18 protein-coding genes and 2 pseudogenes are annotated in these 13,279 nt (G+C 68.2%); 11 read left to right on the top strand and 9 right to left on the bottom strand.

Annotated elements, in window-relative coordinates; genetic code table 11:
• Positions 1–299: 299 nt before the first annotated feature.
• The 4 genes from ACQPY0_RS19890 to ACQPY0_RS19905 all read right to left on the bottom strand — a co-directional run bounded on the left by ACQPY0_RS19890 (position 300) and on the right by ACQPY0_RS19905 (position 2,711).
• Positions 300–611, bottom strand: coding sequence for a reverse transcriptase N-terminal domain-containing protein (locus ACQPY0_RS19890; RefSeq protein WP_432990925.1), 312 nt, complete (start codon positions 609–611; stop codon positions 300–302).
• A gap of 766 nt (positions 612–1,377) precedes the next feature.
• On the bottom strand, positions 1,378–2,016 hold the full coding sequence (locus ACQPY0_RS19895) for a hypothetical protein (RefSeq protein ID WP_432990927.1): 639 nt from the start codon (positions 2,014–2,016) through the stop codon (positions 1,378–1,380).
• A gap of 44 nt (positions 2,017–2,060) precedes the next feature.
• Positions 2,061–2,555: a hypothetical protein gene (locus ACQPY0_RS19900; RefSeq protein WP_432990930.1), complete on the bottom strand. Its 495-nt coding sequence runs from the start codon at positions 2,553–2,555 to the stop codon at positions 2,061–2,063.
• 6 nt (positions 2,556–2,561) lie between these two features.
• Positions 2,562–2,711 (bottom strand): hypothetical protein, encoded by a 150-nt coding sequence (locus ACQPY0_RS19905; RefSeq protein ID WP_432990933.1) that lies wholly within the window; start codon positions 2,709–2,711, stop codon positions 2,562–2,564.
• A gap of 516 nt (positions 2,712–3,227) precedes the next feature.
• Here ACQPY0_RS19905 and ACQPY0_RS19910 point away from each other — a divergent pair.
• Positions 3,228–4,226 (top strand): YaaC family protein, encoded by a 999-nt coding sequence (locus tag ACQPY0_RS19910; protein WP_432990936.1) that lies wholly within the window; start codon positions 3,228–3,230, stop codon positions 4,224–4,226.
• 25 nt (positions 4,227–4,251) lie between these two features.
• Here the strand turns inward: ACQPY0_RS19910 and ACQPY0_RS19915 are convergent.
• A protein-coding gene (locus ACQPY0_RS19915; protein ID WP_432995303.1) for an IS5 family transposase occupies positions 4,252–5,075 on the bottom strand; the annotation gives its coding sequence in 2 pieces (ribosomal slippage) (positions 4,252–4,740 and positions 4,743–5,075; 822 coding nt in all).
• A 265-nt stretch (positions 5,076–5,340) separates the two neighbouring features.
• Between ACQPY0_RS19915 and ACQPY0_RS19920 the strand changes: the two genes are divergently transcribed.
• Positions 5,341–6,321, top strand: a complete 981-nt coding sequence (locus tag ACQPY0_RS19920) for a hypothetical protein (RefSeq protein WP_432990938.1) — start codon at positions 5,341–5,343, stop codon at positions 6,319–6,321.
• 128 nt (positions 6,322–6,449) lie between these two features.
• Here ACQPY0_RS19920 and ACQPY0_RS19925 read toward each other — a convergent pair whose 3' ends face one another.
• Together ACQPY0_RS19925 and ACQPY0_RS19930 are read right to left on the bottom strand one after the other, a co-directional pair.
• Positions 6,450–6,947: a DUF559 domain-containing protein gene (locus tag ACQPY0_RS19925; RefSeq protein ID WP_432990940.1), complete on the bottom strand. Its 498-nt coding sequence runs from the start codon at positions 6,945–6,947 to the stop codon at positions 6,450–6,452.
• A pseudogene (locus ACQPY0_RS19930) lies at positions 6,944–7,703 on the bottom strand (hypothetical protein). The gene ACQPY0_RS19925 and the pseudogene ACQPY0_RS19930 overlap by 4 nt, the downstream one beginning before the upstream one ends.
• A gap of 126 nt (positions 7,704–7,829) precedes the next feature.
• Here ACQPY0_RS19930 and ACQPY0_RS19935 point away from each other — a divergent pair.
• From ACQPY0_RS19935 to ACQPY0_RS19955, 5 genes are all read left to right on the top strand, one after another.
• Positions 7,830–8,192 (top strand): hypothetical protein, encoded by a 363-nt coding sequence (locus tag ACQPY0_RS19935; protein WP_432990943.1) that lies wholly within the window; start codon positions 7,830–7,832, stop codon positions 8,190–8,192.
• A gap of 117 nt (positions 8,193–8,309) precedes the next feature.
• Entirely contained in the window at positions 8,310–8,543 is a 234-nt protein-coding gene (locus ACQPY0_RS19940; RefSeq protein WP_432990946.1) for a hypothetical protein, read from the top strand.
• Complete coding sequence (locus tag ACQPY0_RS19945; protein WP_432990949.1) at positions 8,531–8,938, top strand: hypothetical protein; 408 nt, start codon at positions 8,531–8,533, stop codon at positions 8,936–8,938. Before ACQPY0_RS19940 ends, ACQPY0_RS19945 begins: the two co-directional genes overlap by 13 nt.
• Positions 8,939–9,097: 159 nt before the next feature.
• Positions 9,098–9,286, top strand: coding sequence for a histidine phosphatase family protein (locus ACQPY0_RS19950; RefSeq protein WP_432990951.1), 189 nt, complete (start codon positions 9,098–9,100; stop codon positions 9,284–9,286).
• Complete coding sequence (locus tag ACQPY0_RS19955; protein WP_432990954.1) at positions 9,255–9,578, top strand: histidine phosphatase family protein; 324 nt, start codon at positions 9,255–9,257, stop codon at positions 9,576–9,578. The genes ACQPY0_RS19950 and ACQPY0_RS19955 overlap by 32 nt, the downstream gene beginning before the upstream one ends.
• Positions 9,579–9,588: 10 nt before the next feature.
• On the opposite strand, the gene ACQPY0_RS19960 is transcribed toward ACQPY0_RS19955, so the two are convergent.
• A complete protein-coding gene (locus ACQPY0_RS19960) occupies positions 9,589–10,164 on the bottom strand; it encodes a condensation domain-containing protein (protein WP_432990956.1) in 576 nt (191 codons plus the stop codon).
• A 12-nt stretch (positions 10,165–10,176) separates the two neighbouring features.
• On the opposite strand from ACQPY0_RS19960, the gene ACQPY0_RS19965 reads away from it, so the two are divergent.
• The 3 genes and pseudogenes from ACQPY0_RS19965 to ACQPY0_RS19975 form a co-directional block, all read left to right on the top strand.
• The gene (locus ACQPY0_RS19965; protein WP_432990958.1) at positions 10,177–10,398 is read left to right on the top strand and encodes a hypothetical protein; all 222 of its coding nucleotides are present in this window, start codon (positions 10,177–10,179) and stop codon (positions 10,396–10,398) included.
• A 57-nt stretch (positions 10,399–10,455) separates the two neighbouring features.
• A complete protein-coding gene (locus ACQPY0_RS19970) occupies positions 10,456–11,025 on the top strand; it encodes a hypothetical protein (RefSeq protein ID WP_432990960.1) in 570 nt (189 codons plus the stop codon).
• Positions 11,022–11,246, top strand: a pseudogene (locus ACQPY0_RS19975) (site-specific integrase); the annotation flags it as partial. The gene ACQPY0_RS19970 and the pseudogene ACQPY0_RS19975, both read left to right, overlap by 4 nt.
• A 97-nt stretch (positions 11,247–11,343) precedes the next feature.
• On the opposite strand, the gene ACQPY0_RS19980 reads toward ACQPY0_RS19975, so the two are convergent.
• The gene (locus ACQPY0_RS19980) at positions 11,344–11,688 is read right to left on the bottom strand and encodes a hypothetical protein (protein WP_432995954.1); all 345 of its coding nucleotides are present in this window, start codon (positions 11,686–11,688) and stop codon (positions 11,344–11,346) included.
• A gap of 132 nt (positions 11,689–11,820) precedes the next feature.
• Between ACQPY0_RS19980 and ACQPY0_RS19985 the strand changes: the two genes are divergently transcribed.
• Positions 11,821–12,915, top strand: a complete 1,095-nt coding sequence (locus ACQPY0_RS19985; RefSeq protein ID WP_432995305.1) for an IS630 family transposase — start codon at positions 11,821–11,823, stop codon at positions 12,913–12,915.
• The last annotated feature ends 364 nt before the right edge of the window (positions 12,916–13,279 follow it).

Raw genomic sequence — 13,279 nt, forward strand, 5'->3', positions numbered from 1 at the left:
CACCTGTGTCACCATAGGGCTCGCGCCCGTTAGGCGATCCCACGTTCGTCTCTGCCATACGTACTAGCGCGGTTTAGGCTCCACTTTCATCTCCTTGAATACCCTCGCTGGGCATCGCTCCGCATCCCGAGGGTGCGCTGGCCAGCTAATGAGACCAACGCAGGATGCGGCACCGGTTTCAGGCGTCTTTCCGGCGGGCGTGCAGTCGCACCTTCTGGAGATTATGGTTCAGGCAGTCTAGCTTTAGCCGTGCCGCGCGGACCCCCTAATGCACCGCTCCTTACGCCTGGACACGGCCACTAGTTTTCTGCCATGCTGTGGTTCCCTTTCCCTTTCAGGTCCAGGTAAGGCATCGGGTCCAGGAATCTCCCTTCGAATTCCTCCCGGCTGAGCCGGGGATACAACAGAGCGCTTCGTGGCGCAGTCATCTTCTGCAGGTTCCTGACCCTGGTCAGGTCCCCGGCCTTCGACGCCTTGAAGATCCTGCCCCGTAGCCGCCGTACGTGCTCCTCGTGCACAGGCCACACGATCGTGTCCCAGTCGAGGGTCTTGTCCTCCGGTCTGTTCGCTCCGAGAGCCGCCATCGCAACATCGAAGGCAAAAGCTGTCATCGCGTCTAACTTGCCCTTCGGTTCTGGTGGGTTCGGGACATTCTGTTCAAAGGCTCACCCGCCACACGTCAGCCTGCTTTCGCAGCCGGGCACCAGGCCCGGTATCCGGCCAGTTATACGAACCCGCCGACGGGAAGGACCGGCATGTACGGTTCGCTTTCCTGTCGCCTTTCGGCTACCGGCATTCGCTTCTTGGGCGTCCTGTTCCCGCCACGGGATTACGCCTTCCTCACGGTTGGCCTACCACCACAAACAACCGTGATGGACCTGACGGGGTTCCCACGTTCCACACGTATGAGATACGACCGGGTCGGGTGTCAGCTTTACCCCGGGAGCAGCGGTGTCCACACGACCGTAGATCCGTCCTCGATCGCCGCCTGCCGATTCTCAACGGCCCGCTCCTCATCATCCCCACGACCACGACCCGACCTGGGGAGTTGCCGTAACGAGGCATCACCACTGATTCACTCGCGTTCACCCTTTCGGTCTTCCCCTCACCTGTGACACCCGGTCGGAACGGGCATCCTTGGGCTTTCCCCTGGGCTCCGCACCCGGCCATTACTGACCACGCACGCCAGGAGCGGGGACCGGTCTCCAGGACACTGACCGGAGTCACGTCTTCGGCATCAAGCCGAACCTCCCATCGACGAAACTACTCAAAACGTGCGACATCGTGTCGCACCGGAGCGCGGCATGAGCGCGCACATGATTGTGCGGTCCCGATGGCCAGGCCGTGCTCGATCGGTGGCTCGGCGATGAGGCGAGGTCACTCGTAGGAGACGCCGGCCAGGTGGTCGGCCACCGGGAACAGGGTGTCGCAGCCGGGGCAGGCGAGTTGGCCGAACAGGCGTTGCAGCATGGTGGCCACGTTGCTGCGGGTCGCGCGGATGGCCTCAGCGTGCAGACGGACGGCCAGCGCGGAGGACAGTCCTGGTTTGATCAGTGGGTCGTCGGATGTGAGGTCTACGACCAGTTCCTCCTCGCACTCTGGACACTGCACGTCGACTTCTCCGTCATTGATACGGTCGAGTTCCTTGGCCCAGACTTCGTCGCAGTCGAAGCCGAGCACAGCCTGCTGCAAGTACACGAACATGGTGTCGGTTGACGCGTTACGCAGGGATTCGATCGCGAGCGTGCGGAGGGCGGAGATCTCGCGGGCGTACGCGGCGCGGTCAGCGTCCGTGGCGTCCACCGCGATGAAGCCCGCCAATGCCAGAGCCTCTTCGCGCTCCTGTGCGGAGAACGCGGCGCAGGTTTGCGCGAGCCAGGGCAGGAGCAGCGCGCTTGCCGGAAAGCACGTTCCCTGGTGACACGATGCTTCCCAGATGGTCTTCCAGGCCGGGGAGGCGGGATCGGCCGCCGCAGATTGCAGGACATCCCGGGGGACGTCGGGGAAGATCGTCACCCGCGAACGATCACACAATCGAAGACCGGATGCACGCTCATCGGCTATGAGCGGATGTTGGCCAACCGGCCGGAACGCAGCCGGAGCGTCGTCGTGCTCGGGCGGGAGCTGTCCTTCAGTAGGGTCACAGAGCGGGACCTGGGGGCGCGCCAGCCGTCTCCGACAGATGTTGCAGACGGCTGCGCAAGAGGCTGTGCAGCTGCGCAGGCAGTTGGCCTTGCCGAACAGCCCGGCTCCCTGATAGAAACGTGTTTGCGCCAGTTCGACGAGCGCCGACCGGGCAGATAGCGTCCGCCGTTGACCTTGGCCACGATCCCTTCGAAGCCACCGCCGGCGATGTCGAGCGCGTGGGCGGCGTCGTCGAACGCGGGCGGGACCCACACCCGGTCGCCGTCGAGGCCGAGGTGGTCGAGCAACGCCCGCCGCTCGTGGTACGGCAGCTGGATCGTCGGGTGCCCATCGAGATGCAGCACGTCGAAGACGAAGAGCCGGACCGGGACCGCGGCCAGCAGGGCCGGTCGGGGCGATCCGACGTGCACGCGGCGCTACAGCCGGGCGAAGGATGGCAGCGACGTGTCCGGGTCGACGGCGACGAGCTCGCCGTCGAGAACCGCCCGCCGGCCGCGCAGCGCGAAGACGATTTCCCGGATTTCCGGGAACCCGTTCGTGATGTCGTGTCCGGCACGCGAATGCATGGCCAGGCCGGTTCCCGCCGTCCGAGTGATCGCCCGGATGCTGCTGGAGTTCGTGCGAGTTCCTCATGATGCTGCCGTCAGATGGCCGAGGTTTGCGCAGGTCATCCTGCCGGTGGAGGGATGTAGCTCAGGTGGGTGAAATGCGTGAGGCACTCCCCGATCTCATGAGCAGCTCACGGATTCGATGATTCTATCCCGAAATCGCGTACTCGCGCGGCGAGGAGCGGTACCCGCCGTGCCGCGGACCGCTGACGTTGTGGTGCTCGAGTCGGCCTCGGCGTCGACCCATCAGCCCTGCGCACCGATCGCATCCTGCACGAGGCCACCGTCACCGCCGACCCGGTCCGGCTGATTCGCCTGTTCGGCATCCAGGACGGGCACCGCGATGCGATACGTCCGAGCGGCCCGCCCGCAACCTCTCACCGGCCCGCGCTAGCCAGCCCGTTGGACTGGCTGCCGTCGATGCCGCGGGTAATCTCCTGGTGCGCTGGCACGTTGCAGGGATACGTTGCCGCGGTGAGCACCTCGACCTGGCGAGACCTTCGATCGCTGCGCCATGACCCGCCCGGGCATGCGAACGGCAACGGTCGAGGCACCCGCCGCGCCACGTTCCAGGCCGCTTTGGAACAGTGCGAGCAGTTCGTCCGCGCGGCCGGTGGCGCCGACCCGGCCACCCGGCCGCTGCAGTTGTTCTACGCGATGTCGCAGGGAACGAGGGCGGTGGTCACCGCGTCGCCCCGGATCGGCGCGAACTGGCGCATCCACGGCCACGGGCTCAGCACGGTGACGGACACGACCGTCCTGCCCGACGTGACGGTCTCCGCCAACGGCGACGGCCTGTTCCAGGCACTGGCCAGGGTCCTCGACTTCCCCGCACTCGTGCCACAGGAACACGTCCGGCTCGGCGACCTCTGGCCGATGATCCCAGAGTCGATTAACGCTCCGCTCGACAAGACCGAGACCCTGTCCGCGATCATGTTCTGGCCAGGGCCGTGGCCGCCGCACCACCGCGTCTACACCGCAAAGCTCGCCTGGGTCCGGCATGCCGTGCGGCACCGCTACGACCGGGATCAGCAGGGTCTGGCTCAGCACTTCGCGCGCTACCCAGCACTGCGGGGCCTGTCGTGGACGGCGGGCCGGGACGTGCCGTGGCAGGTGCACGACTTCGCCGCGAACCTCGACGTGCAGTTCGAACTCGTCGACGGCAAGCAGCCCGCCATTCTGCAGCCGGGCTCACGGCTCGGCGCCCGGTACGTCGGTCAGGTCGAGAACGAGGTCTTCATCACCCCACCGGCGGGCAGCATGACCGGACCGCTGCATCCGATCCTGGCCTGGTGGGCGGTGCTGCTGGCGCTGTCCTCACTAGCCCGCTACGAGCCGGCCAGCTGGGTGAAGATGATCGACGTGAACGCGTCGCCGCACGCGACGGCGATCGAGCATCTCCTCGACGAAGCGATCGGGCAGATCCCGCGGATGCTGTTGAGCATGCTGACGCACATCGACGACCCGGGCTAGCGGCAACCGTTCCTTAGACCGCATCTCATTTGGGGTTGTTGCTGGGCAGCAGGTTCAGCTTGACGGCGCGGCGGTAGCAGATGACAGCGCATGCCAGGCGCAGGAATCCGCGGAAGTGGGTAGCCTTGCGTTCGTAGCGGCGGGCCAGGCGCGGGAACCGGGTGATCCACTCCAAGCAGCGCTCGATCACGTAGCGGTGCCGGCCGAGGCGGGTCGAGGACTCGATGCCCTTGCGGGCGATCCGGGCCTTGATCCTGCGCTGGGCGAGGGCTTGCCGGCAGGCCCGGTAGTCGTAGCCCTTGTCGCCATGCAGCTTCGCCGGCCGTTTCCGGGGCCGGCCGATCGGCTGGCGCACCGGGGTGATGCCGTCGACCATATCCGGCAGAACCTTGTGGTCGTTGACGTTGGCAGCAGAGATATCGGCATGCAGCGGAAGCCCGTTCCGATCACCGACCGCGTGGATCTTGGAGCCGGGCTTCCCGCGATCGACCGGGCTCGGCCCGGTCAGGTCCCCCCTTTGAGCGCCCGTACGTGCATAGCGTCGATACTGGCCCGCGACCAGTCGATATGCCCGGCAGCGCCGAGCACGTCGAGCAACGCCTGGTGCAGCGCGGCCATCACCCCCTGTACGACCCACTCGCTGAACCGGCGGTGCGCGCTGGCCGAGGAAATCGGGAACGACTCCGGCAGCTTGTTCCAGGCGCAGCCGGAGTCCAGGACGTACAAGATCGCGGCAAGCGCGATCCGGTCGCTGATCCGCCGCCGCCCTCCGCCCTGATGCCGTTTCGGATGCTCGGGCAGTAGCGGCTGCGCGAGATGCCACAACGAGTCCGGGCAGTACTTCTCCACATCACCCACACCCGTACAACGAACGACCCGGCGCTACAACAACCCCAAATGAGATGCGGTCTTAGCGGTGATGTGGATCAGGATGCCGACGATCCCGATACAGACGGGTACGCCGCGGCGCGCTAGCTTGGCCCGGCCAGCTGAGGCGTACCGGTGAGCCGCCTGGTTTCCCGCCTTCACCGGGGTGGAGCACCGGAGCGGGTTTGACCGAGCCTCCCGCAACCGGCCAACCATCGCAGTCGGACCACCAACGGCGGATGCTGACGTGGCAGGCGACTCGGCTGCGATCCGTGCAGAGCCAGGGCCTGTCTGGCAGCAGGTCGCCGGCGTCCTCGCCGCAAACCCAGATGCGACCCAGGCGCCAGCACACCTACGCTCCAAAGCCATGACAGACAGTGAGCAGCAGAATCTGCAGCGGCTCGCGGCCTTGCTCGCGACAACCGACCAATTGGCGCGGCGGATCCGCGACACCGACATCGCGCAGTACGAGCCGGGCCCCGGCAGTCCGCTCGCCGGCGACGACCGGGAGGCCGGCATCTTCACGCTCAGTGCCGCGGCGTGGAATCATCTGGTCGTCGCCGCCGACCACCTCGACACCCTGCGGGTGGCCACGGTCGGGTGCGCCGAGCACGGCGAGGTGACGATGCATCTGCACCTCTTTGCGCAGTTCACGCTTCTGCGGTCGGTGATCGAGAACGCTGCCGTCACGCTGTGGCTGCTCAGCCCGGCGGCCCGCGACGACCGGGTGCTGCGCCGGCTGCGGCATGCCACCGCGGATATCCGCAACAACGAGTCCCTCCGCGAGCTTATCCGCCAGCCCGGCCGCAAGACCCGAGCCCAACGCCTCGATCAGGTCCGCGACGCAGCCACCTCCCGGGGCCTAGACCCGAAGCTCGCCCTGCAGCCGCTGCGCCTCGAGCAGGTCGTGCGGGAGGCCGGCGACACGACGGAGATCGGTGCCGATAACCTCCTCGGACAGTGGCGCGCGTGCAGTGCTCTCGCGCACGGCGACCTATGGGCATCGATCGCGATCCCCGGCCAGACACGCCAGCCGTCCGCCAGGCCGGGCATGGCGGACCTGCACCTCTCCCCGAACGTGGCCGGACTGTGCGACTGGCTGACGGACGCCACGACGCTCGCCGACGCCGCGCTCGACCTGTACGAGCAGCGACGGCAGCCGCCGATGTTGACCCTGCCCGGCGCCCGCCCGGCCGCGGTGCCCGCAGGCGCCACGCCGGTGCCCTGACGCCCGGCGGCCCTTGACACCAGTCCTGGAGCGGCCGCCAGCGTCGGCGCACTGGATCGACTGGAGGCCATGCCGAGCACTTCGGCCAACTCAGTCGTGCCCGCTCTCGCGATCGCGAGGTGCGGTGGTCAGGTGGCGTGCCGGGCGGCGAGGCGGTCGAAGAAGGTGTTGAGGCGCTCAACGGTGGCGGGGCCTTTGACGAGCTCGGCGCCGCCGAAGCGGTAGACCTCGTAGCCGGCTAGCCGCAACTCGCGGTCCTCGGCCACCATGTCGGCGTACCGCCGCAGGCTCGCGCGGCCGTCGTAGTGCTGCTGCCCATCGCATTCGATGACCACTCGGGCGCGGTGCGGCAGCAGCATCAGGAAGTCCATGCGCTGGCGCTGCAGGGGCGCCTGTCCAGGCGGGTACTGGCTGCGGACGTACGGGTCGTAGTGCAGATATACCTGCGGGATCAGCGCTGGGATGTCGGACCCGAGGCGCGCGTACCGGTCGGCGTAGGTCCGCAGGACCCGCCGCTCGGCTTCGTTGTCGCCGAGCGACTGGTTGAGCCGCTGGTACAGGCTGAGGGACACCTCGTGATCGGAGGCGCCGTCCATGCCCTGCTGCTCGGCCCACCAGAAGGTCAAGTGCGCCATGTCAGGCCGTGCGCGGGCAGCGGCCGGTCGTACATCAGGCAGTTGTCAACATTGCCGGTGATCCGCAGGTCGTTGTTGAGCGCGTCGACAATGGCGATCTGCGGCTTCCGGCCGATCGCGGCGAAGATCAGATTCTTCATCGTCCCGCGGACCCCTGCGCCGATGCGGCGCGAAGCGAAGACCGGAGCACCGCTGATCGCGTCAACTTGCACGAGCTCGTAGCCGTCATGCACGAGTACGCCGTTGACGAAGGCGTGGATTCGCTCCACCTCGTCCGGATCAGTGCGGACCGCAGGGTGCAGCATTTCGGCGAGGAACAGCAGCAACTTTCTCGTCACTGTCGACCAGGCCGAACCGGTCATCGGTGAAGATCCAGTCCTCGTCCCAGTCGTCATTGGCCATGCGATGCTGCACGAAGTCTTGGAACGCGGTGGTATACCGAGAGTCGTGGCTCGGCAGGGCTTCGAGATCGTACAAACGCGCCAGGAAGTCCGGCTCCGGCAGTGAGCCGCTCCAGAAGCTCTGCTGCGGCTCGAGGAACATCCGCCGGCCGCTGGGCGGCTGACCACAGACCTGCGGCAGGCCCTCAAGGAGCCTGCGCCGAGTGACGTCGGTGATGACGTTGTCCGGGGCGATGGTGACCTCCTGCGACGACCCACGGCCCAGCTGTAAGCGCCGACCACGTGGCGTTGGCCTCAGACCGATGCACCACCCTACGGGATAGCGGTCGCCAGACGAGCTTGGCAGAGGTCGTTATGAGGTCGGCGACGCAGGATCGGTAGGCGAGGGCCACCACCGGAGCGACTCGACCGAACCCGACGCACTTGTCGCGTCAAACGTCTACAGAGCCAGCGAGTTCGGGGCGTCAGGCCCTTGGGATTCTCGGAACCCGTCGCCTTTCGTCGAACTACGACCAGCCGCTGCCGGTCGGCGGCGGGCCTGGCGCTGGGCAGCATCGCCGATCTCGCGGCACGGGACCTCGCCGCCGCACGCGCAGCGCTCAGCCACCACGCCCACCATCAGGTGAACCAGGTCGGTCTGCACCTGGAACACTGGGACAAGCACATCCACCGGCTCCTGGCGGCCGACCTCGCCGCCGTCCGGCAGCACGACCGCCGGTATCGCGCGCAGCTGCACGACCTCGCCACCCGCATCGAGCTGACCCGGCAACGCGCGGACCGCCTGCGGTCCTGCGCCCGCGACATCGAGTCGCTGCGGGCCGGGCTGACCGCGTGACCCGCGCTGGCCGCCGGGCCGTCGTGCCGCTGTCCAGGATCCGACCCGCTGGTATCACCGGCTCGCCGTGCGGTGGCTGGTTGAGCAGACCGACGGCGACGAGAGATGGGATCCTTCATGGCCGCTGCCCTGACGTACCAGTGCGACCCGCTGCGTGGGTACGACCTCACGGTCCACCCGACCGCGACGTACGGCTACCTGAAGCAGCTGGTGATCGGTGACCTGCCGGTCCTGCCGGACCTCGTGGCGGCGGGCACGGCGCAGCGGCCCCTCGGCACCCAGGTCTGCGGCATCCTCGCCGCGCTGACCTGGTCGTCGATGCCACCGACCCGATCACCATGTCGGTGCTGATCTCCGCCGCGAACCGGCAGCAGCTCACGGCCATGGGCACGGGCGGCACCGCGGCCGTGGTCGTGGCGTTCTCGGTGACCGTGCAGCAGTACGACACCGTGGCCGCCGCGTACTTCCCGGCGTTCCAGACCCGGTCCGGTTCCGCACCGGGCGGGTTCCACCGGCCGGCGGGAGTCCAGGTCGCGGCGGACGCCGTCTACGGCACGGTGCGGCTCACCGGCGGTGCACCGGCCCTCCAGCTCGGCGGCACGGCGGTCGCCGGCCTGCCCGGCGCGCCGGTGTTCCAGATGGACCTGATCGTGTCGAGCGCCGTAGCGCCCCGCCCGCAGCAGTTGCAGGTGCAGACCTCCACTGTCCAGAAGGTGATCCAGACCTGGGGGCTGCCGCCGTCCTGACCGGCACGACCACGCGGCATCGTCGCCGTGCTGCACACCGGGACACGCCCCACACGGGCACGAGGCGTGGCTGTCCGGCGTGACGTCGGTAATGTCTGGTGTATGTCGACTGGAATCGTTTTTGAGACGCACCCCTGGAGTGAGGACAACGATCGCGGTGTGGCCAGCGGCTGGCTGCCCGGCCAGTTGTCGTCACGCGGGCGGGGCCTCGCGGCCGAGCTCGGCAGGCGCCGCAAGGGCGCCGTCGACGTGGTGCTGACCTCGGACCTGCGGCGTGCGGTCGAGACCGCCGAGCTGGCGTTCCCGGACGGGGAGCGTGCCGATCCTGCACGACTGGCGGCTGCGTGAGTGCGACTACGGTGACTGCAACGGCATGCCGGCCGCGCAACTGCACGAACATCGCGAGCGGTACCTGGACGAGCCGTATCCGAACGGTGAAAGCTGGCGGCAGGCCGTGCGGCGGGTGGGCGGTGCTCTCCGCGACGCGGCGGATCGCTGGGGCGGGCAGCGGGTGCTCATCATCGACCACGTGTCGACCCGCTGGGCACTGGATCACCTCGTCGAGGGTGTACCCCTCGAGGAGCTGATCACCGCTGACTTCGGGTGGAGGGAAGGGTGGGAGTACCGGATGACGGCCTGACGCCACACGCCTACATCGGCTCCACCGGGCCGATCCTCCGGTGCGGATCCTGTGCGACCGACCGCAGCAGGTCGCACAGGATCCGGCCGAACCGTCGCACCGTCTCCTCCTCGAACAGGTCCGCGCTGTATTCGAAGTAGCCGTGGATCCCGGCCGGTGCGCCGGCTGCGTCGCGTCGCTCGTTGCCGACGAACCACAGGTCGCACCGGCTGGTGTCGGTGTCGGTGAACTCGACGGCGGCGGTCAGACCCGGAAGGTCCAGCAGTTGCCCCGGCCGGTCCGTCAGCGACAACCCGACCTGGAACAGCGGATTGCGGTTGCCGGCACGCGGCGGGTTGACGTCCTGGACGACCTGGTCGAACGGGAGATCCTGGTGGTCGTATACGGCCAGGTCGACAGCGCGGACGCGGTCGAGTAACTCGGCGAACGTCGGGTCGCCGGCCGTGTCGGTGCGCAGCACGAGGGTGTTGACGAAACAGCCGACGAGGTCGAACGTCTCCTCCGTGCGTCCCGCGACGGCGGTGCCGATCGGCAGGTCGGTGCCGGCGCGGAGACGCTGCTGCGGCAGGCCGCTGACCGCGGCCACTCCTTCGCGCTGGTGGCGTTGGCCCGGCGGCGGGAGGAGGCCGGGGATGCCGCCGGTGCGGAGACCCTGCTGCGGCAGGCAGCGGAGTACGGCGACCCCTCGGCGCTGGCGGAGTTAGCCGGACTGCGAGAAACGGCTGGCGACCTGACCGGCGCGGCCCGCATACGCCGGTTCGGCGTGACCGATGACGGGCGGCCGGCAGCGTCGCTGGAGCCCGAGGAACTGAGTGGATAATCTGTCTTATCCGCTGAAACGGGGCACCGAACTCAGCGGATAAGAAGGCGGCCCGCGGTGAGCGTGAGCTGGTACCCGCAGCACTGGGAGCTCGACGTCGACAACCCCCGCTATGGGGAGCTCGTCCTGCGGGCCGTCCACGAGGACCAGAACGAGTGGGAGGCCACGTTCCCCGGCCCGCAGATCGGCGCGCTCCTCGAGGCGGTGACCGAGCTCGCGCTCGGGCTCGAGCCGGCGCCCGGGCGGGTCGGGGCAGAGTCGCTGCCGCCGATGCTCACCGCCGCGGCCGCACGCACCCTGCTGCCGGCACTGCAGCGCGCCGTCGTGCTCGCCGCGGCCGGCACCGACATCTTCCAGCGGACCTTCCCAGACCCCGACGAGCCCCCCGCGAAGCCGTTCTGCCACCGCTGCGGCACCGGCAGCGCCATCGGGGGCGTCGCCACCATCTCGCCGGCCTGCGACGACGCCGGCCACCACGCCTACGGCACCCGCCCCGAAGCCAGCTGGGAGCACGTGCACGAGCTGCACACCCAGCAACGGCAGCGGTGGGACCGCGAGCGCGAGACCGCACGGTTCGACGCCGAGCTGCGGGCGCTGCTCGACAACGCCGGCGAGACCGACCGGTGAGCGCCGCCGTCGTCCCGCTGCGCGCGGGCCGCGACGCCGGGCTCGCCGCCCTGGTCGCCGTCGGGCGCTACCTGGACCGGTGCAAGCTCAGCCCGCACACCGTTACGGCATACAAGCGGCAGGTCCGCACCTACGTCACCTGGCTGGCCGAACACGCCGCCGAGCACCCGGACGCGTTCACCGGCCTCGTGGGCGCCGAGGCCGCCGTCACCGCCTGGCGGCACCACCTGCTGCAGGCCAAGGCCAGCCCGTCCAGCATCAACCAGGCCCTGGCCGCCGTCACCCTGCTGCCAGCGCAGCAGCTCGTTAACGGCCGGTTCAAGCGGCATCGGGAGCTCGTGACCAGCGCACGGTCTGGGCCACGACAACGGCGGCCGCAAGTGTCATCAGCCCGACGGTCACCCGGTCGGCCGACCGGCCCGAAACGAGCCGGTCGGTGGCGCCGGCCAAATAGAGGCCGCACCACAGGAATGCGGCGGAGGCGCCGAAAAGCTGCACCCGCCGGGCGCGGCGCCGACGCCGATCGCCCGCCGACCGTTCGGCAGGCGGGCGTTGCTGGTGCTTGAGTCCGAGCGCAGCGAAGACGACCCCCGCGAAACCGAACAGCGCGCCGAAGACTGAGGCGATCTTGTCCGCGTCGTCGAGTGACAGACTGGCGACCACTGACCCACAATAGGGATGCTGGGCAATCGCATTCGCCCGGGCCGCCAGCCGTCAGGCGGTGGCCATCACTCGCAAGCGGGCTAGTGTCGCGTGATTCTGGTTGCGTTATGTCGGTCGATCGTTGATCCTGGTGTGATGCTGACCGAGACCCAGATCGCAGAGCTGCGGACGGTGATCAACAGCCGGGGCGTGCCGGCGGTGGTGGCGACCCGGGCGCGGATCGTGCTGTGGATGGCGGAGGGCAAGCGCCGCAAGGATGTTGCGGCACTGGCCGGGGTGTCACTGCCCACTGTGGACCGTTGGGTCGACAGGTACGCAGGCAACGGACTGGCCGGCCTGGAAGACGGATCCCACGCCGCGCCTCGCGAGCAGGTCCCGGCCGCCGTCCGGGCTCGGATCCTGGCGTTGACCAGGGCCACGCCGCCGGTGGAGACGGGTCTGTCGCACTGGTCGAGCCGGCAGCTGGCCGCATATCTGAAACGCACCGAGGGCGTGTCGGTGTCCTGGCACTACGTGGCGAAACTGTGGCGGGACAACGATCTCAAGCCACACCGGCAGGGTACCTTCAAGCTGTCCAAAGACCCGCGGTTCGCCGAGAAGGTCGCCGACATCGTCGGCTTGTACCTCGACCCGCCCGGCGGTGCGGTCGTGCTCTCGATCGACGAAAAGACCCAAGTCCAGGCCCTCGATCGCACCCAACCGTTGCTGCCTATGGACTTCGGGGTCACCGAGCAACGCACCCACGACTACAAACGCCACGGCATCGCCAGGCTCTTCGCTGCCCTGGACGTTGCCACCGGTCAGGTTGTCGCCGACTGCCAGCCGGTCCGCGACGGCGCCCGGTTCCTGGCGTTCTTGCGTAAAGCCGTGAAACCCCACGCGGGCAAAGAGATCCACGTGGTCCTGGACAACCTGTCCACCCACAACACCCCCGACGTCCAGGCCTGGCTGGCCGCGAACCCGAACGTCACGTTCCACTTCACCCCGACCGGCGGCAGCTGGTTGAACATGATCGAAATCTGGTTCGGGTTGATCACCCGCCAGTCCATCCGCCGCGGCACGTTCACCTCGGTCAACGCCCTCATCGTGCGCATCCGCGACTACGTGCAGCACTGGAACACCGACGCCAAACCTTTCATCTGGACCGCCACCGCCGACGAGATCCTCGCCAAGGTCCGCTGGGTCCAGACCAGCGCCAAACAACTCGTCAACAACAACACGAGGTAACGACACCAGGATCACGCGACACTAGTTGGCCAGCCCGTCCTCGACGCCTTCCGCAACCCGGTTACCTACGTCGACCACCCGGCTGAACTTGCCCGCCGCTGCGCCTGCGGGTGTGGCGAAGAGGTAACCGGCACCCGAATGTTCCAACCGGGCCACGACCAGCGTGCTGTCTACAAAAGGATCACCGCTCGATGGGGTGGCGTGGCCGGCTTCCTAGCGTGGTTCGACCAGGAGTATGGCATCAGTCGATGCCACCCCGGAGAACGACCTACACCCCGACGGTCGGCCGGTACAGCAGGACGAGTCATAGCCGCGTCGCATGCCATGGGGGTGATGCTGCGACATCCACCCCATGTTCAAAACA

The organism is Dactylosporangium sp. CA-233914 (assembly GCF_050942935.1).
GTDB lineage: Bacteria > Actinomycetota > Actinomycetes > Mycobacteriales > Micromonosporaceae > Dactylosporangium.